This is a genomic window from Pseudomonas luteola NBRC 103146 (assembly GCF_002091675.1).
Lineage (GTDB): Bacteria > Pseudomonadota > Gammaproteobacteria > Pseudomonadales > Pseudomonadaceae > Chryseomonas > Chryseomonas luteola.
Genome location: NZ_BDAE01000002.1, coordinates 23953 through 43710, shown reverse-complemented (window position 1 = coordinate 43710; position 19758 = coordinate 23953). Strand labels below are relative to the sequence as shown.

13 protein-coding genes are annotated in these 19758 nt (G+C 55.2%); 10 read left to right on the top strand and 3 right to left on the bottom strand.

Annotation, left to right across the window (positions count from 1 at the left end; all coding sequences use genetic code 11):
- Window positions 1–90 precede the first annotated feature (90 nt).
- Window positions 91–978 (bottom strand): manganese catalase family protein, encoded by an 888-nt coding sequence (locus PLU01S_RS02610; RefSeq protein ID WP_010795923.1) that lies wholly within the window; start codon window positions 976–978, stop codon window positions 91–93.
- Window positions 979–1696: 718 nt separating this feature from the next.
- Here PLU01S_RS02610 and PLU01S_RS02605 point away from each other — a divergent pair.
- From PLU01S_RS02605 to PLU01S_RS02590, 4 genes are all read left to right on the top strand, one after another.
- A complete protein-coding gene (locus PLU01S_RS02605) occupies window positions 1697–2368 on the top strand; it encodes a CsgG/HfaB family protein (RefSeq protein ID WP_074821819.1) in 672 nt (223 codons plus the stop codon).
- A gap of 23 nt (window positions 2369–2391) precedes the next feature.
- A complete protein-coding gene (locus tag PLU01S_RS02600; RefSeq protein WP_074821817.1) occupies window positions 2392–2751 on the top strand; it encodes a DUF4810 domain-containing protein in 360 nt (119 codons plus the stop codon).
- Window positions 2752–2761: 10 nt separating this feature from the next.
- Window positions 2762–3439, top strand: coding sequence for a DUF799 domain-containing protein (locus PLU01S_RS02595; RefSeq protein ID WP_074821814.1), 678 nt, complete (start codon window positions 2762–2764; stop codon window positions 3437–3439).
- A gap of 96 nt (window positions 3440–3535) precedes the next feature.
- Window positions 3536–4084: an RNA 2'-phosphotransferase gene (locus PLU01S_RS02590; protein WP_074821811.1), complete on the top strand. Its 549-nt coding sequence runs from the start codon at window positions 3536–3538 to the stop codon at window positions 4082–4084.
- 55 nt (window positions 4085–4139) lie between these two features.
- On the opposite strand, the gene rtcR is transcribed toward PLU01S_RS02590, so the two are convergent.
- The gene (gene rtcR, locus PLU01S_RS02585) at window positions 4140–5747 is read right to left on the bottom strand and encodes an RNA repair transcriptional activator RtcR (protein WP_074821809.1); all 1608 of its coding nucleotides are present in this window, start codon (window positions 5745–5747) and stop codon (window positions 4140–4142) included.
- Between the two features lie 388 nt (window positions 5748–6135).
- On the opposite strand from rtcR, the gene PLU01S_RS02580 reads away from it, so the two are divergent.
- The 5 genes from PLU01S_RS02580 to PLU01S_RS02560 all read left to right on the top strand — a co-directional run bounded on the left by PLU01S_RS02580 (window position 6136) and on the right by PLU01S_RS02560 (window position 11431).
- Window positions 6136–6894 carry an outer membrane beta-barrel protein gene (locus PLU01S_RS02580; RefSeq protein WP_074821807.1) on the top strand — a complete coding sequence of 253 codons (759 nt, stop codon included), beginning with the start codon at window positions 6136–6138 and terminating at the stop codon, window positions 6892–6894.
- Between the two features lie 490 nt (window positions 6895–7384).
- Window positions 7385–8143 carry an outer membrane beta-barrel protein gene (locus tag PLU01S_RS02575; RefSeq protein ID WP_074821804.1) on the top strand — a complete coding sequence of 253 codons (759 nt, stop codon included), beginning with the start codon at window positions 7385–7387 and terminating at the stop codon, window positions 8141–8143.
- A 651-nt stretch (window positions 8144–8794) separates the two neighbouring features.
- Window positions 8795–9160, top strand: a complete 366-nt coding sequence (locus PLU01S_RS02570) for an HdeA/HdeB family chaperone (protein WP_019366404.1) — start codon at window positions 8795–8797, stop codon at window positions 9158–9160.
- Window positions 9161–9266: 106 nt separating this feature from the next.
- Window positions 9267–10742, top strand: a complete 1476-nt coding sequence (locus PLU01S_RS02565) for an aminoacyl-histidine dipeptidase (RefSeq protein ID WP_074821800.1) — start codon at window positions 9267–9269, stop codon at window positions 10740–10742.
- A 245-nt stretch (window positions 10743–10987) separates the two neighbouring features.
- Entirely contained in the window at window positions 10988–11431 is a 444-nt protein-coding gene (locus PLU01S_RS02560; RefSeq protein WP_010795926.1) for a globin domain-containing protein, read from the top strand.
- A gap of 44 nt (window positions 11432–11475) precedes the next feature.
- Here PLU01S_RS02560 and hhe read toward each other — a convergent pair whose 3' ends face one another.
- Window positions 11476–16794 carry a DUF4011 domain-containing anti-phage protein Hhe gene (hhe, locus tag PLU01S_RS02555; protein ID WP_074821797.1) on the bottom strand — a complete coding sequence of 1773 codons (5319 nt, stop codon included), beginning with the start codon at window positions 16792–16794 and terminating at the stop codon, window positions 11476–11478.
- Window positions 16795–17166: 372 nt separating this feature from the next.
- Between hhe and pqqF the strand changes: the two genes are divergently transcribed.
- Window positions 17167–19629, top strand: a complete 2463-nt coding sequence (pqqF, locus tag PLU01S_RS02550; RefSeq protein ID WP_074821795.1) for a pyrroloquinoline quinone biosynthesis protein PqqF — start codon at window positions 17167–17169, stop codon at window positions 19627–19629.
- Window positions 19630–19758: the final 129 nt, after the last annotated feature.

Sequence of the window (19758 nt, the reverse complement as noted above, 5' to 3'; positions counted from 1 at the left end):
CGCAAGGTTTTACATAAGAACCCTGCATGGCAGGGTGTGGTGTCAGACCACAGCCAAGCCATGCACGGGTAATCATCTAGCAGAAAAGCGTCAGACTTCTTTCTTCTGCGTAGCCATGCCGGAGCCCAGATCAGCCCCAGTCAGAGGGTTGCTGGCCGGATCGGACGCTGTGCGCTTGACCATCTGCTCGACCACTTTCATGTCTTTGGCAGGCAGATTGACAGTAGCCAGGCCATCACCGCCATCAACAGCAGGCTGCGGGCTTTCTACATATTCCCACTCGCCACCCTGGTTCCAAGGACCACGCATGTCGCCTTCGCCTTGGGACATACTGAAATACACGTTGGCGAATTCCGGCTTGCCTGGCAGCTTGCCTTGAGGGAAGTTGGGCTGCATGGAGTGCAGGGCTTTCTCGAAGGACTTCTGGTGAGCGATTTCGCGCGTCATCAGGAACTGTAAGGCATCTTTCACGCCTACGTCGTCAGTGAGGTTGATCAGGCGCTCATACACAATCTTCGCACGCGCTTCTGCTGCGATGTTGGAGCGCAGGTCAGCAGTCGGCTCAGTGATGGTATCGATATAAGCTGCTGTCCACGGTACACCTGCAGAGTTGGTAAGCGGTGCGCCGCCACCGTACAGAACAGATGTAATGTGAGAATCGTTACCCGCTCCGGTGATGCTACGGTACAACTCGGCTTCTTCTTCGATGCCTTCGGCCAGTTGGCCTTTGTTGCCCTTGTTCAACATACCGACGATGGAGCCAATAATTTCCAGGTGGCTAAGCTCTTCGGTCGCGATATCCATCAGCATATCTTTACGACCTGCATCGTCTTCGGCCAGACCCTGGGTGAAATAGCGCATCGCAGCCGCGAGTTCGCCTTGAGGACCGCCAAACTGCTCAAGCATTAGATTGGCCAGGCCCGGGTTGGGACCAGCTACACGAACGGTATACTGAAGTCGTTTGTTATGAACGAACATACAGCTCTCCTATCCAGATTTAATCACGCTGTCCTTATCCCACTACTTCCTTTTTGATTTTGATAACACCAATGGTGTAGGAGCCTGCTTAACGACGTCATGTACAGGCTCTGTAGAAGTGGAGGCAGTTTGGCTCCAGATAGTTCAGAGCAGGCGACCATTAGCCTGAATGCTTTTATCTATCAAGCCAATTAGAAAGTCTTATTGAGCAAACGCAGCAAAGCGGCTTTAGGCCAGTGTTTTCGAAGCCTGCAAGGCGTTTCCGTGTCATGATAAGCAGGCTTTAAATGGCGCTTTTTATCCTTTAATTCTCTCTGCCGCTGGTCGGCTGAAAATCTTTCCCTACCTCGTGACTTACTTGTTCGAAAACAGACCTATCAGTCACTGATTGAGACAAATCTTTCACGGCTTCTCCTATTGCTGCTCCGTCTATGACTTCATCTGCTCCATTCGTCGAAGCACAACCTAATATGTTTTAAGAAGGTTGATAGACTTCACAAATTCCCTTCTCTAGCAGGATGCTAATCAGCCAAGGATTGGTCAGGTTTCTTGATTCTCGATTGCCGCTTATCCCTGGCAATTCCAGCGAATACATCCCTACCTCTCTTTCTTCGTTGCATACGGCAAACGCTAAAGCAGTGTGATCTGCTCGCCTACGGTTATTACTACGCACAGACGGAGTGATGGTAATAGCCTCAACTTCAGTAAAGAGAAGTACATGAAAAAGAAGGTTTTGATTGCAAGCGCCATTAGCTTGTCGGCTCTAATGTCTGGCTGCGCAACCGAAGAATCCCGAACCCTGGAAGTTGCTAAGGTGACCTCCGCTCAAAGTGTCTACCAAGGCGTACGCCAGCCTGTTTCCGTAGGTAAATTCGACAACCGCTCAAGCTATATGCGGGGCTTGTTTTCAGATGGTGTCGATCGTCTCGGCGGTCAAGCTAAAACCATTCTAGTGACTCACCTTCAGCAGTCCAACCGGTTCAATGTACTGGACCGTGACAACATGAGTGAAATAGCGCAGGAAAGTGCCCTCTCGAAAAAGGGCCAGCAGCTGCGTGGTGCTGATTATGTAGTTACCGGCGACGTAACAGAATTTGGCCGCAAGGAAGTAGGCGACCAACAGCTCTTTGGCATTCTTGGTCGCGCCAAATCACAAATTGCCTATGCCAAGGTCAACCTCAATATCGTCAATGTTCGTACGTCCGAAGTGGTTTACTCAACCCAGGGTGCCGGTGAGTACAACCTGTCCAACCGGGAAGTGGTTGGCTTTGGCGGGACAGCCAGTTACGACTCGACGCTGAACGGCAAGGTACTGGACCTGGCCATTCGCGAAGCAGTCAACCGCCTGGTTGAAGGGATTGATAGCGGTGCCTGGAAGCCCGTGCAATAAGCTTTACGTTCTAAGGAATGGATATGAAAAGCGTTTTACAGCCCTGCGCTGCATTGTTGTCGCTTACCTTGATCGCGCTGTTGAGCGGCTGCGCTGAACAGCCCAAATCGCTTTATTACTGGCCTGGCTATCAGGATCAGGTGTATCAGCACTTCACCAAAGAAACCGGCCCTGAACAGCAAATCATCGCGATGGAGGCCGGTTTGCAACAAGCCCGCTCCAAAGGCCTAACGCCTGCGCCTGGTTATCACGCACAGCTAGGCATGCTCTACGCCGAAGTAGGCAAAATGGATCAGGTCCGCCAGCAATTTGAAACTGAAAAGACCTTGTTTCCAGAGTCCACTGCGTACATGGACTTCCTGATGCGCAACTTCAAGAAGTAGGAGCTATCCCATGCGCAGTTTTTATCTCAAAGCGTTGTTTATCCTGTCTGCTTTCGGCTTGCTGGCAGGTTGCGCTAACCAGCAGCAGCCCTATGACTACACGGCCTTTAAGGAAAGCAAACCGGCTTCTATTGTCATTCTGCCGCCCGTAAACAAGTCGCCCGATGTGAAGGCGACATACAGCGTACTTTCACAGCTGACCTACCCTCTGGCCGAAGCCGGTTATTACGTTTTACCTGTCGCCCTTGTGGATGAAACCTTCAAGGAAAACGGCCTGCTAACCCCTGACGAAATGCAGGCGGCACCGCCTGCCAAGCTTCGTGAAATCTTTGGCGCAGATGCTGCCATGTATGTGGAGGTCAGCCGCTATGGCAGTACATATGCCATCATCAGCAGTGAGACGGTTGTAACGGCTTCCGCCAAACTCGTCGATTTGCGCAGCGGCAAATTGCTTTGGCAAGGTGCAGCAAGCGCAAGTACAGCTGAGCAGCAGCAGAACAGCGGTGGCGGTCTGATTGATTTACTGATCACAGCCGCTATAAACCAGATTGCGAACTCGATCAGCGATAAAGGCCATGAAATTGCCGGAATCACTAGCCTTCGTTTGCTGTCGGCTGGCCGTCCCAACGGCATCCTGGTAGGCCCACACTCGCCCAGCTACGGCCATGAGCCCATGGCAGGACGCTAGTCAGAGCCTCTTATTGGGCGGATTGCCAGACAATACCGCCCAATGCCTGTATTACCCCGCCTACGCTGAAATACACGCAGCTGAATGGAGGACTCGATGAGCAATCAGAGGCTTATCGAAACGAGCAAATTTCTGAGTTACGCCCTCAGGCACGGGCCTCAGGCAATCGGCATAGCGCTCGATAGCGAAGGTTGGGTTGAGATCACCACGTTGATCGCAGGCGCAGCCAGACATGGCCGAGAACTCAACGAGCACCTGATACGAGAAGTTGTAGTTGGCAACGATAAAAAGCGCTTCAGCTTATCGCCCGACGGAACGCGTATACGGGCGGCGCAAGGTCACTCCACCTCACAGGTCACTCTTCAGCATATCCAAAAAGTACCGCCCGAACGCTTGTACCACGGTACAGCTGTCCGTTTTCTGGAATCGATACGAAAGAAAGGTTTGATTCCAGGCTCACGCCACCACGTTCATCTTTCTGATAATACCGATACTGCCATCAATGTCGGCAAACGTTATGGCCAGCCGGTAGTGCTGGTTATCAGAGCCCTGGATATGGATCAACAGGGCCATCGATTCTTTCAGGCTGACAATGGCGTCTGGCTGGTAGAGCATGTGCCTGCTGATTTTATTTCAGAGCCATGAGCACAGCTGGCTGACAGCATGTCTCACGGCTCATTTTGGGAAATACATGTCCGCTTCACGTCCCCTTTTTTACCTGCCCCCACTCCAAGCCGAACTTCGCCAGATATTTGCGTAACCGATCGGCATCGTTCGGCTGGGCCTTGGCCTGTCGTGAGACGCCGAACAGTCGACGCCCCGCGTCAGACAGGCTATCCGCCTGCTGGCAGATGCGGATGACAGACGCGAGCTGCAGACGATCAAAGAGGTCCATTTCCTCGGTCCGCTCGCCCAGAAGCAGACCCAGCCCATCGCTTGACGACTGAAGCCCCCAGGCACGGCGCAGCCGGTCGATCTCCTCCTGCACGTTTGCCTCATCGATTCGTCCGCTGTCCGCCAGAGTCGCCATGCGTGTAATGGAGGCGGATAGCTCGCGGAAGTTGCCGCTCCATGCAGCCTCGCTGGAAATGGCAAAATTCAGGTAACGACGTCGCGCTTCCAGATTGAAGCGCACCAGGCGTCCTTGCTCCCGAGCGTGACGCTCCAGCTCAAAGTCAATGTTGGGCTCAATGTCCTCTCGCCGCCCCGCCAACCCGGGTAAGTCGAACGTCCAGAGATTGATGCGGGCAAACAGATCTTCACGGAACAGCCCTTCCGCTACGCGGCTGCGCAAGTCCCGATGCGTGCCCGCCATCAGTAGAAAATCACTGGTCACTTCTCTATCCGAGCCCAGCGGAAAGAAGCGCTTTTCCTCGACCGCCTTGAGCAACATGGCCTGTTCATCAAGGCCCAGCTCACCAATTTCATCCAGAAACAATACACCGCCGTCAGCCGCACGAAGCAGCCCCTCGCGCGCGCTCTGTGCGCCAGTAAAGGCCCCCCTTGCATGACCAAACAAGGTAGACATCGCACCGTCGCCCCTGAGCGTGGCACAGTTGACCTCGACAAAGCGTCCATCCACCTGATGTCGGCTGCGCTTGAGCTCATAAATGCGGCGCGCCAGAAAAGACTTGCCGGCGCCTGTAGGCCCTATCAATAGCAGAGGCGCTTTAGAGCGTAGGGCGACGCGCTCGATCTGCTCGATGGTCCGGTTAAAAGTCATGTTCCGCGTTGCAATGCCTGACTTGAGAAAAGCCAGACCCTCCAGGCGCTCATGCTGAAACCGGGTAGCAATACGGTCATAGCGAGACAAATCAAGGTCGATCAGCGCATGGGTTCCTGATACCTCATTGCCTTCATCACGACGCCTGGCGGGTGACGTTTGAATGAGTCTTGCAGGCAAGTAGCGGGCCTCGGTCAACAGAAACCAGCAGATCTGCGCGACATGTGTGCCCGTCGTGATATGCACGAGATAGTCCTCATGCTCGGTATCAAAGGCATAGCCCACCGCAAAGTCATGCAGTGCGCCATACACCTCTTCGAAATCCCAGGGATTACGTAGCGACAAGGCATGCAGGTGCACCTCGGTTTCCGGCGATACCTGATGGATATCTTCTCTCAGCCGCTCAGCAAGGTTCACATCTCGCGCATCAGTGCCATGAATCAGCTCAAGCCTGTGGACAAGCAGATCCTGCTGCTGGCATAGCCCAACCGTTGGACGCCATTTACTCCAGCGATTGGCGCCCTGGCCTACCCGATCCAGCGTCGAGCCGATAAAACCAATGGCAACTGTTCTTTTGCCTGACATCCCTATCTCGTCTATTAAGCGAAGTGACCAATACTAAACAGGTTCCGGCCCTGGCGTCTCAATGGATCAAGCGGCCGGGCTTAGCAGAACCGCTCCCAAGCCTGTCAGGCACCCGTCGTTTGTGCGCAGAACGGGATCATAACCTTCTGGCTCTCTTACTGCTGGGATGCAGAGAAACCTAGAATGCTTCCTGCCGAATGTCACTCTTGTATCACTTGCGTCAAGGCGCTATCGCCCCGGCGCTAGCGGTATAGAAGCACCAATACTCACCCAACCAATCGATAACCACCTATCAGTTAGATAGCTAACTATTATTGTTATTAACTTCAGTCTGAATTAAAGTGAGCCTGCTATGTAACATTATAGCATTATGTTCAGGAGTATCTTTATGACTATCAAAGCACGCAATCGCTGGATTCATTCTTCTATTTTTTCTGTATTGGCTGCCTTTTCTTTTCACGCTATGGCAGACACCAGCGGCGCTATTTCTACAGCCGGTATCACTGGCAGCTATGATCAGTACAAGCTGAAGTCCAACCTGGGCTCGCAAAATGGACATCTGCCTAAAGCTGGCGTGTTCTATAACTACGGCAACAAGATGACCGGCGGCGAAGGCCTTATCTATCAGGCAGGCGTTGAAGCCACGTTTGGTGAGAAGCACAGTAATCGCCTCAAGGAAGGTCGTGGCCAGGCTGATCTAGGCTGGAGAATGGCAATCGATAACCAGAATTATGTCGATGCGCTTGTCGGTGCAGGTTACGACTGGTCTCGCTATGAACCTGATACCAGCGGCAATGATCTACGCCTGACCGCAAAAGGGCCTTTCGCCAAGGCAGCCCTGGGTTATAACCATGCCTTCGACAACACCACCACCCTGCGTCTGGAAGGCGGTGTGCGTCGTCAGCTGAATGAGCGCGCCCGTTTGCATGTCCAGCATGAAGGCAGCGAAAGTGTAGATATCCATGACCGCACCAATCCTTATGCGGAGATGGACATGCTGTTCAACCAGAATGGCAAAGGTCTGCCGATTACAGCAGGTCTGTACTACGAGCACCACGAGGATAAGTTGAAGGATCGCCTAGCCCTGGCCGATAACGTCAAGCTCAAGCATGACGAATACGGTGCAAAAGTCGGCGTAGCATTCTAACGCTTCAGCCCTCTTCTGGATGCTGACCATAGCGGTGGCATCCAGAAGAAAACGATACAGATCACCTCGCCACCCTTCTGCTCAACCTTAGCTTTTCTCCGCCCTAGTATTCCGCTTCTCTCCGTTAGCCTCATGCGCCATTCGTCGCACGATTACCTTTAGTTAACGTTTTGCCGCTTGTGTTTGCACTTAAATGAACTGTCCGGTTTATGGCTAACATTCTTTAACTATGTTGCTCTTTATAAGCGGCTTATAAGCGGCACTTCACTTAATTTTTATGTGTATGCAGCCATGTATGTAACTGTACAGGGAAAATCATTTTGACATCAAAACAAATAGCAGAAACCTATTTGGTCATACCATCAATTAAATATTGACTACATCAACTTGATTATTGACGCATATCGTCTAGTTTTTTGAACCTATAGAAACGCCGCCATTCGTAATACGCGCCTGTTGCGATTTACTGTTTTATCTAGGAGAGTCGATCATGTTTCCTTTCTTCGGAGCCCGCTGGGTTCAGACTTCTGCCGTAGCTGTTTTTACCATCGCTTCATCCTATGCAATGGCCGCTGATACCGGCCCTATTTCCAATTTGGGTGTATTAGGCAGCTACAGCAAATATAAACTTGAGTCTGACGTAGGCTCCGATAAAACCCATATGGGCAAAGGAGGCGTCTTCTATAACTTTGGTAACAAGATGACCGGCGAGGAAGGTTTCATTTATCAAGGCGAAGCCAAGGTCAAGTTTGGTGAAAGACACAGCAATAAACTCAAGGAAGCTCAAGGCGATGTCGATCTTGGCTGGCGCATGGCCATCGACAACACCAACTACCTTGATGCTCTGGTAGGTGGCGGCTACGGCTGGACACGCTATGAGCCTGATACCAGTGGCGAAGATGTCAAGCTGACCACCAAAGGTGCATTTGCCAAGGCTGCACTGGGCTATAACCATCAGTTTGATGAGGCGACAACCTTCCGCCTGGAAGCCGGTGCACGCCGCACGCTCAACGCCCGGGCTCGCCTCAAGGTCGAAGATGTAGGCAGCGACCGCGTTGATCTTCGCGACCGTACCAATCCGTACGCCGAGATGAGTGTACTGTTCAACCAGGGTGCCAACTCCATGCCTGTCATGGTCGGCGTTTACTATGTTCATAATGAATACAAACTCAAGAACAACCTCGACGTCGCCGACGATGTCAAACTCAAGGCCAATGAATACGGTGCAAAAGTAGCGCTGGCTTTCTAACGCTTGGCTATACGCCTATCGTATTCGACGAAACCCGAGGAAACTCGGGTTTCGTTCTTAATGAGATATCGCTTACTCTGCCGAAAGACTTCGATCAATAATTAATTGAATCACCATTTTACAAACAACATTACAAAAGTTGTACATTACTAATACACGCCGATCTAATTGATATCGATTGGCCAACCTTTATAAACAGCGTGCTGGCTTACCGAGGCCATATTTGCTTGTCTGATAATGCTTACCCAGCTCGAACAAAAGTCGCTAACGATTCAGCGATCGACTATATCGTCTAATTCTTGTTAAGGCTTTTGCCATATGAGGGTGCCATGCGCTTTCTCAAACTATAAATGCCCCTTCATTCATTACTGAAGGCTTCGCTTAAATCACGAAATATTTAAAAATATTTTATCATCTTCTTCTACTGGAATATCTAGAACATGTTTTCCGACCCATATCAAATGGCAGAAGGCATTAGTTTCCTAGATGACCATTTCTGAAATACTGTGTCGTTAAAGCATAGGCCAGCGCCTCGTGTAAATGAACAAAGCTGCAAACTTGAAAGCAGATTTTAGACGTTACGATTGCCAGCGAATCCTTCACTCTTTATAAGGTCCAAGCGCTTTTTGCTTCCAACCCATGAGGACGACCATGAAACGAATGACAGGGATAGCCATGACGCTGGCACTGGTGAGCAGCTTGGCGCAAGGGGCGTTTGCTGCTGATGGGGATGAGCCCATCAAGGCGTTGGGTATTGGATCCAAGACCTGCCGTGACCTGCTCAGTACCTGGAGCGCTGACAAGCCGTATGCCAGTGAGTGGGTGTCGGGTTATTTCACCTTCTTCAATGAGTCCACCCGCAGTGGAATCAAGAATATTTCAGAAGGCATGGATGACGGCCTGCGCATGCAGTGGATCAGTGACTATTGCCGCAAGCGTCCGATCGATACGCTTCAGGATGCCACCGAGGCGCTGGGCAAGGAGCTGGTGGATTATCGCCAGCGCATGAACCAGTAAGCCGCCCTTCTCATGAGGCGCTCTGGCGGGTGCTTCATGGGTAAAACTGCTTGACTCGCCAGCAGCATCAGCCGACGCTCAACGTTTTCCTTTTTCTGGAGCCATCATGTCGGCCTCTGTTGAGCATCTTGCCCCGGCTGCAGTTTTTCGTCATTTCGCAGCACTTTCCGCTATTCCCCGCCCCTCCTTCCACGAGCAGGCTGTTGCCGATCATTTGATGGCATTTGCTGATCGCCATGGCTTGCAGGCCGAACGTGATGCCTTGGATAACGTCATTATCCGCAAGCCAGGTAGCGCTGGTTATGAAGATGCGCCTGTAACCATCCTGCAGGGGCATACCGATATGGTGTGCGAGAAGAACGAAGGCAACCCCATCGACTTCAACCGCGACCCCATCTCGCTGCGTATTGAAGGCGACCTGCTCAAGGCTGATGGCACTACCCTGGGCGCCGATAACGGCATTGCCGTGGCGTTCATGCTGGCATTGCTGGAAAGCCGCGACATTCCGCACCCTCCACTAGAGGCTATTTTCACGTCCCAGGAAGAGGTAGGCCTCAGAGGAGCCTCAAAACTTGATACATCCAGCCTGAAGGGTCGCTTGTTTCTTAATATCGATAGCGAAGAAGAGGGCCTGCTATTTACCAGCTGCTCGGGTGGCAATCGCAGCGATATGCGTCTTCCGATCCAGTGGAGCGACGTTCCTGCCGGCTCAAGAGCCATGAAGCTGCACGTACGCGGCCTTAAAGGGGGACATTCAGGCCTGGATATTCATACGCCACGTGGTAATGCAATCTTGCTGCTGGGCCGCATCCTGAGTGATCTGCTGGTAAAGCATGATGTTCACGTTGCGCATGTACAGGGAGGCTCGGGCAAGAGCAATGCGATACCCCGCCGCGCTGAAGTCACGCTGCTTATCTCTTCAGACAACATCGACGCTTTCGACGCCACCTTGAAGACATGGTACGAACGGCTTTCACAGGAATACGTGACGGCCGACCCTGGCCTTGAACTCGCATTGGAAGCCGCGTCCATGCCGGAGCGCTGCTTTGCCAAAACCACGACCACGGCCCTTAGTGAGGCCTTGATCCTGATGCCCCAGGGTGTTCAACGTATGAGTCCGGATATAGCCGGCCTTGTAGAAACCTCTACCAATCTGGGCACCCTGGACATCGTAGGCGACGAAATCAGCTTTGGCAGCGCCAGCCGCAGTTCGCAGCCTTCGCAAATGGAGGCGACCGTTGCCAAGCTCGAAGCCCTGGCACGTGTGATCGGTGCACGCTTCGAACTGCATGATGGTTATCCTGCCTGGCCCTTCCGGCCGGAATCCCCGTTACGCGACCTGTTTGTTGAACGTTTCACCGCTCAATATGGCCGTGCTCCTGAAGTGGCAGGAATCCATGCGGGACTGGAGTGCGGTGTGTTCAGCGCCAAGCTGCAGGATGTTGATATGATCTCGTTCGGCCCGGACATCCGTAACGCACACTCGCCCGATGAATGCTTGAGCATTTCGTCTACCGAGCGTACATGGACGCTTTTCCTTGATCTGGTGGCGCATATCAAGCCGGGCTTCAAGGTTTCCTGACGCCCGTTGAGCCTGACCACATGTCATGGTGCCTGGCTTATTGCAGGCACCATGACATATATCAATACCTCCGCCTCGCAACCTTATTAGGCTACAGCCATCGATTCGTGCCTTTGCGGCGATATCAGCGCGGTAGTCTATGCTTCTAGCAAGCCCTCCGCCGAGGGGCGCTGTTATCGATAACACTAGCCTGATGACAACAGGGCCGCCTTTTGCAGCGGCCTGAGAATACGGTAGGAAGCCTTATGAGCCAGCCTTTATCACCTGAAACCATTGCTATTATCAAATCGACGGCGCCTGTCATTCAGGAGCATGGCGTTGCTATTACGACCCGCATGTACGAGCGTCTGTTTGTCGATCCAGAGATAAAGGCACTGTTCGACGAAGCCGCCCACAAGTCGGGCGAACAACCCAGACGCCTGGCTGCCGCCATCCTGGCCTTTGCCAAGAACGTGGACCATCTGGAAGCGATTCAGGGTGCAGTGGACAAGATCTGCGCCCGGCACGTAGCCACACACGTCAAGGCCGAACACTACCCTGCAGTTGCCAATGCTCTGCTTCCAGCCATCAAGGATGTACTGGGTGATGCGGCCACTGACGAGATCCTGAATGCCTGGGGCGAAGCCTATTGGTTCCTGGCAGATATCATGATCAACCGTGAGAAAACGCTGTACGGCGAAGCCTGCTAACAGGCAGGCTCCAGCAAAAGGCCCGCGCTTGGCGGGCCTTTATTTTAGTGGACGTGCGGGTTCATATCGTCCGGGCCGTGATTTGCTCTTTCTGTAACAGGAGGCTCAACCAGCAGGTGGGTCCCTACGCTTGCATCTAAAACCTCATGCTCCATGGTCTTTTCCTCTTTGCTCAACTGCTTGGTAGAGACAGACCCTTCCCTTCGTAGTTGATCAAGCTCATGAATAATGGGATCGAGCTGTGTACGAGGGTTACGGAACCAGTCCACTGACCAGATTCGGCGGATCCGCCAGCCCAATTGCTCCAGGACGCTTTGACGCAACCGATCCCGGTCCCGCGCGGACTTGGCTGAGTGGTAAGCAGCCCCATCACATTCAACTCCCATCAGATAACGTCCTGGCTGTTCAGGATCACGCACGGCCAGATCGATGAAAAAGCCTGCCACACCAACCTGCGGCTCACAGGTGTAACCGTGGCGAGACAAGGCGTCCATGACGGCAATCTCGAAGTCGCTGTCCGGGGCGCGTGCGGTTTCTTCCACGCGCGGCAGATACCCCGTCTCGGCATAGTGCAAGAAGTTACGCAGCGCGTGTACGCCACGACTCGACGTACCGGTAACGAGTACATCCGATGCCGTGAACGACGTAAAAATGTGCATACGCTTCTTGGAGCGAGTGAACAAGACGTTCAGCCGTCGCCAACCCGAGTCGCTGTTGATCGGGCCAAAGCGCTGGGGCACCTTGCCACCTGCCTCCATGGGGCCGTAGGTGAACGAGATGAAAATGACGTCTCGCTCATCCCCCTGCACGTTTTCCAGGTTCTTGATGAACAGCGGCTCGGCCAGTCCCGCATTACGCTCCCAGGCAAGCTGAAGCTCCGGGTTCTGCTTGGCGCGCAGCTCCAGTAGGCGCTCGATTTGGTCAGACTGCTTGACGTTCATCGCAACCACGCCCAGGGACTCCTGGGGGCGATTGAGCAGGTGATGCTCAATCGCTGCCACAACTGCCTCGGCTTCCTCTACGTTGCGCTGCTCGACGAAACGGCCGTTGCCGATACGCTCAAACTTGACGCCAAACTCAGCCGACTCGCGATGCGGTGAGGGATAGACCACCAGGTTACCGTCATAGAAGGCCGCGTTGGAAAACGCAATCAGGCTTTCATGCCGCGAGCGGTAGTGCCAGCGCAGGCGGCGCAGCCGGAACAAGGGCATGGCCGCATCCAGGATACTTTCGGAATCCTGAGCGAGGGACAGGTCTTCATCTTCTGCGTCGTCTCCCGTTCCCTGGCGTGCAAAGAAGTTGGTGGGCGGCAGCTGTTTCGGATCACCGACGACCACGAGCTGACGACCGCGGGCAATGCTGCCCAAGGACTCTTCGGGACGCATCTGCGAGGCTTCGTCCATTACCACCAGATCAAACTCCACTTCGCCCGCGGGCAGATATTGCGCTACCGCCATCGGACTCATCATGAAGCAGGGCTTGAGTGCCTGCAGTGCTTTGACGGCACGCTGCATGAGACTGCGAATCGGCTGATGGCTGCGCTGTTTGCTGGCTTCGTGCTCCAGCAGGGCCAGCTCGGTGCGCTCCTTCACCTTGCCGGAGTTATTGCCGGCAGGCACTTCTACCTGATCGATGTCGTACGCCACCTCGTCGCGCTGAATCTGTTTGAGCGCCTGGTCGATTTCGGCAAAGCGCGCTCGAATAGCCTCCTGTTCCTTACCGGAAAACTGCCCCAGCGCTGGGTTATCCTCCAGAATCTGGCAGGCCCAGCGGTCCAGCAAGCCCAGCAGGCAGCCGTCGGCGCATTGATCTGCCGTCAGTCGCTGCCGCTCAATGGCCACAACGGTAGACTCGAAACCAAGGTCAGCCAGCCGGCTACGCAGTCGACGGTATTCGAACCAGTGATCGAGCAGGTCTTCACGCTCGGACGCCCGGCGCAAACGTGCTTCCAGCGCCTCGAATGTCGGCTCCGTAACAACCTGCCACCACTCGTCAGGCTCGATTTCTCCTCGCACCAGGAAGGCGTCCAGACGGTCTTCCCAGGCTGCCATGCCCTGCTGAATGACCGCAGCCTGCTCTTGCCACTCCTGGATCAGGCGTTCGGCGCCGTCCGCGCCCTCTTCGGCCAGACGTGCCATCAGGTCGCGTCCAACAGACAGCGCCAGCAATGGCCGGGCAAGCTCGACGGTATGACGCCAGGTGTTGAGGGTGGCGCGGGCGCTTGAGGCTTGCCCCAGGGTCGGTAGCTCGCGGCCTTCCAGCACAGCCGCAAGCTGCTGGTCCTGACGCAGTTGGGCAGCGCTTTGCTGCCACGCCTCCAGGGTTTTGATCTGTGCCTGTAACCCATTGAGCGTTGGATTCTGCTCCCGAACATGGGGCAGCATCGCCTTGAGTGCCCCACCCACGCTCTTGAGCAGGCGGACCAGCACACCGTCAGCGGCCAGCAGCGGCTGTGTGCGCAGATCATGAGCATCAAAGGTAAACAGGGTTTCGAGGTCCTGCCTTAAATCCTCTACTTCTCCCAGATAGGCCAGCAGTGTATCGGCCTCACCCTGTAACGCGGCGATGTCCGCAGCGTCTGCCTTGGTCAGGTAATCCGCAATCCATATCTTGGCACCAAAGCCGCGGCCGCAGGTTTCCCGTACCTGACGATACCAGGCGCGCAGACGCAAGAGCTCATCGATTTCTGTCTCTAGCCCTTTGAACAGTGGCCCCAGCTTTTGGGCATAGCCGGTATTCTGCGCCAGCGCCGTGCTTTCACGCTGAAACGCGACGGCCTCCACCAGCGCGTCGATGCCTTCGCCCAGCTTCACACCGGGCCGTACCAGCGTCAGCAGTTCTGCCTTGGCCGCTCGCCACTCGCCCTTGAACCAGCGCAGCAGAGACGCATCGGACAGCACGCGATGCAGATCCTCCAGACGCTGGCTATCGGGCAGGCGGCTGAACGAAAACACCTTGGACAGATGCTCACGCTGACGGCGCAGTTCGGGCAGCTGATCCGCGAGCTTGGAGAGCAGGATATCGAGCGCCTCGTCTTCATAGCTTCGCTGACGCGCCTCGACCAATTCGGCCGGCAGTGCCTGCGCCAGGAGAAGCAACGTACCCAGCTGCTCCAGTCCCTCCCGGTCGCTTATCCACTCGCCTGCCGCGCCCTGCTCTTGCAGGTGTTGCACGGCCGTATTGACCTGAGCAGCTGCCTGCATCAGATCGCGGGTTCGCTTCATGAGGTCCAGCGCCTGTGACAGGTCCAGCTCTCCTTCCACATGCAACCGTAGCGCAGCGCAAGCCCGGTTAAGCAGCTGGCAGATATCGGCGGAACGAATGGCGTCAGGCTTGAAACGGCGCGCTAGGGCCTCCTGCCCCTTGAGCAAGGCATCGAACCGGTCCAGCCAGTCACCCAATGCTGTACAGGATGATTCATCCAGCAAGGGCAGCAATGTCCAATCCTCGTCGCCTTGTGGGAGGATCAACGCGGGAAGGCGCTCCGCCAGATCAGCCAGTGCCTGGGGCGTGAACTGCGCGAGCGCCGGTGCCCCCATCCGTTCGGCCAGTGGAGCCCTGAGCGCAGCAAAGCGGGTCAGCGCTTGCCGGGCATGCTCAAGCGACGACATAAGGCCTTCCCGCTCGGTGCCGGTCAAACGGATGAGGCGGCAGCCAAACCAGGGGTGGGTTTCCAGCCGTCCCGGCTCGCCAGCTTCCTGCGCAGTCTTGCGGTAGTAGATGGCGTAAAAGTTGGCTTGCTCTTCCAGCTGTACACGCGAAACAGGCAAGTCATACACAGGATGCAGTTCGGAAGGCGCCACAGGCAGACTCTCACGCAAACGGGTCGCCTGCATGAGAATCTGATGCGCCGTCATGCCAACCTGCTCGCAGGGAGCGTGCAATTGCTCGACATAGCGGTTGAGCTGTCGCTTCAGACGTTCATAGTGCTCGATCTGAGCCTGTCGCTCCTTGGGCGAACGAAAGGTACCCCGTTTCTGGATTCGCTGGCGGATACTGGAGATCACCGCCTGCTTCTGGCTTTTATGGCTGTGCAGCTCCAGGCAGAAATCACCCAGCCCTGCCCGCTCCAGACGATTCTTGACCACCTCCAGCGCTGCGCGCTTTTCTGCCACAAACAGCACCTTCTTACCCTGAGCCATGGCCGCCGCGATCATATTGGTAATGGTCTGGGACTTGCCGGTACCAGGGGGCCCTTCGATGACCAGGTTTTCACCCCGGATGACATCCACCAGCGCACTATGCTGGGAGCTGTCCGCATCGTCGATCAGCGGATAATGCTCGTGCACCTCGGGCAGTTCATCAATTGCGTATTCAGCACTGAATCCAGCCTCGGCCAGAGGCTCCTTTTCATCCACCGAGGCGCCTGTCAGGCGCTGTACCAGCGGATGCGCGCCCAGCTGCCCGTCGCTCCAGCGCTCCGAATCAAGATCCAGATACATCATCAGCTTGCCGAATTCGAACAGGCCGAGCGAGGCAAACCGGCGCACCTGCCAGGTAGGCTTGGCCCTGAGGATCGTATCCTGTACCAGACGGAAATAGGCCTCGGGCGTCAGCTCTTCGGTGATGGAGGGCAACGCAATTCCAAAGTCCAGTTGCAGCTTTTCCCTGAGCGACAGGTTGGTCAGGATATCTTCGCCGGTGTACTGGATACGGTATTCGAAGGTCGCGGTTTCTGCGTTGAGCCTGCCTTTTTCCAGCTGCACGGGCACAAGCATGAGCGGCGCCAGACGCGTACTGTTGCTACCGGCTACAGATTCGTCCCATTCCAGAAAGCCAATGGCCAGATACAGGATATTCGCACCGCTTTCTTCCAGCGCGACCCGTGACTGGGCATGCAGAATCTGCAGGCGCGCCTCGAGTTCGGGCGGAAAATAAAGGCTCTGAATGGACTCATCCGAGTGCTTGCGCTCCCGGATCTCCCCCAGCACGGGAGGCTCTTCGATCAGGCCCCCTTCGTTTTCAAGCCGCAGAAGGCTGTCATCCACGACAGGCGCCTCGGCCAGTATCGGCATGGGAAGTTCATAGCTGGAAGCCATGCCCAATACAGCAGCCCACTCTTCTGCGGCAGGTAGTTTTTTGACTTCGCGCATTTGCCCCGTACAGGGGTCTTTTTCCAGAAAGCCATGCTGGAGCAGCAACGCTTGCGTAGGCTCAGGCACGGCCGCAAAGCGCATCGAGCGCTCGGAAAGCAGCATCTCGAACAACTGGTCCGGAAGCTCGTCGATCACGCGAACGAAACGCTTGCTCCGCGCATGGGAAAAATTGAGCAGCCGGTTACGGGCGCTGAGATCGAGCAGACGGCTTCGCAGCCGCTCGAGATTGGAGAGATGGCTGACGGATGAGCCTGTAGTGTCGTCCACGAACAACGTCCTCAAAACAGCAGACCGACAGCCAGGCTGTCGGTATTCAAATCAACGGTCATCAATAGATAAGTCAGTCTGTCGGTGAAAAGATGAAGAACAGAAAACACTGACCGTAATGGCGAGCGCCATACACTGTGCGCTTTAAAACGCCTTGATCCGCAATGTATCGATACACATCAGATACTGTACATAAATACACCTGAAAAGCACGCGATATCCGGAAAAGTTCTGCTTAAAGCATGGCAATTTCTTGGGACATGGCCGGACATGGCCTTATCCGTGTAGCCTAACGATGCATTTCTGCCTGCAACAAAGCCGCAGAGCGGCGCCAACAAGCCCTGTGCATATCACCGGTGCATAACGACTGCCATGAATAACTTGTCTGCCACCCGATTTGAATCCCTTCGCCTTGCTAACGGCCTGACCGTCATTCTGGGACAGGTGCCTCGACTCAAACGGGCCTCGGCCGCCATTCGGGTCGCCGCAGGAAGTCATGATGTGGATGGCGCATGGCCCGGGCTTGCACATTTCCTTGAGCACCTTCTTTTCCTGGGCACGCAGGCCTATCCCGCCGATGAAGGCCTGATGGCTTACGTGCAACGCCATGCCGGGCAGGTCAATGCCAGTACACGGGATCGCACCACGGACTTTTTTTTCGAGGTGCCACCTGCTGCGCTGGAAGGTGGAGTTGCCCGTCTGTGTGACATGCTCGTCCACCCGCGTCTTGCCCACGAAGATCAACGCCGCGAGCGCGAGGTTATCCATGCTGAGTTTATTGCCTGGTCAAGGGATACCCGCACGCACCGCCTGACGTGGCAGATGCACCCATTATCGCGCCGCCATCCTGTCACAGCATTCCATGCGGGCAACCGCTACAGCCTGCTCGTGCCCAACCTGCGTTTTCAAGCAGCACTGAAAGGCTTCCACGAGCGCTTCTATCAAGCCGGACAGATGACGCTGGTCTTGGTCGGACCACAGCCCCTGGGTGAACTACGCCAGCTGGCAGACCGTTACGGCGCTAGCTTCAATGCGGGGGAGCGTATCGAGCCATTATCGCCCCCTGCGCTTCTTCCTCCAGAACGCATAGCACCGATAGAGCCTCCGAACACAGAGACGCTCAGTTTGCTGTTCGCCTTGGAAGACCTGTCCGCTGATAGTCGTGAGGCCATTAATTGCCTGGCTCTCTGGACGCACGCCGAACATACCGGCGGCCTGATAAGCACCTTGCGAAAGAAAGGATGGATCAAGACGCTGACGCTGGAGCCGCTCTATCACTTCAGGCAGCAGGCGGTACTCGCTGTTGAAATAGCCTTGACCAAGGCAGGCATTAAAGCGTCATCACAGATAGCTCATGCCTTTTTCGACTGGCTGACGTTCCTGGAACGCCAGCCTGATCTGACTGAGCTACAGGCAGAATACACGCGCCTCGCGCAGCGAACACGTGCAACCAGCGCCGCATTGCCACTGGCCCGGTCACTTCTCGACGACGGGTTGAAAGCACCGGGTCTATCAAGCGCTGGCGTAACCGCTTTGCGACACCTGCTCGGGCACTTGAAGCCTGAACAGAATTTGCTTCCTGCTCCAGGCGCATGCGAGCGTCAGCAAGCGCCAGCCCTGAACTGGACGCTTCCACCGCTCAACCCATTCCTAGTGCCTGCACAGATCGAGACGGGAGCAGATTCCGTTTCGCTACCCGCCCTTCAGAGTATCCAGGAAGCGGCTGCCGACCAGGGTGAAGGTGCACTGTATATCCGCTGGTACTTTCTGGAACCGGCCGCGAATCAACCGGCTCTCGTCCGCACACTCAACCACGCACTGCAAGCTATCATCCATCAGGCACGCCAGGCAGGTGTTGAAGTTTCCCTCAGCACGCTTGGCCAGCAATGGCAGCTTAGGCTGACCGGCTTAAGTGAGGCGATTCCGGCTGTACTCCATGCGCTCATCCCTATCTTCCATAGGCCCAGCCACGAAGCTTGGCAAGCCTTCAGCCAGACGCCCGCTGAGCCGAACAGCATGCCTATCAGGCAGCTCATAAGCCGGCTCACCGATCTGATGGCGGAGCCTCCTCAAACCCAGACGGATCAGGCAGGTCAGGAAATGGAAGGCCCCGCCCAGCTTGCTGGACAATGGTCTGTTGCACAGTGGGATAGCTTGTCTATCGGCTTTTCGGAGATGGAGTTGAACTCGCTTCGCCATTGCTTGCTGGACTTGCCTGGAGTACCTGCACAGCGCCCCCCAGTCCCGCCAAGCCGTAGTGGTCGATGGTGGCACACCGTTCCCGGGCACTCGTCTGAACATGCCGTTCTGCTGGCCTGTCCGGCACCGCCCCATGACATCCGGCAGGAGGCCGCCTGGCGGTTCCTTGGCCATCTCGTGCAACCGCGCTTTTACCAGCGCATGCGTGTGGAGCTGCAGCTGGGGTATGCGGTATTTTCCAGTGTCCGTCAGATCGCGGGACGGTCAACGCTCGTGTTTGGCATCCAGTCTCCAACGGTGACGACCGCAGACATCCTTAATCATATCGAGGCGTTTCTTGCCCGGTTGCCGACCGACATCGCTGCACTGACCCATAAGCCATTCGGGCAGCAGCAAAAGGTCCTTGCCGATCAGTTCCTACCTAGTGCACTCGACACCCGCCAGCTGGGTGAAGAGCTATGGAGCGCCCATCAGGGAGGTTATCCGCCGACCTATCTTGATGATCTTCGCAAAGCGATCATGGCTCTGCACCCTGACGACCTTCAGCACGCTCTGCATGCCTTACACAGCGCCTACCACGGCTGGACCTGTTTAGCCAACCATGTCTCGACAGAAACACATTGGCGAACCCTGTAACTATACGTCGCACCATATCAGGGTAAACTAGCTTAAGTGCGTTTCAGGATGTGTTTATCCTGAACGTATGCAAGGTATTTTGTACTAAGTAAATCGGACCTTTCCGATATCACTTTGAGGGGTATTCAT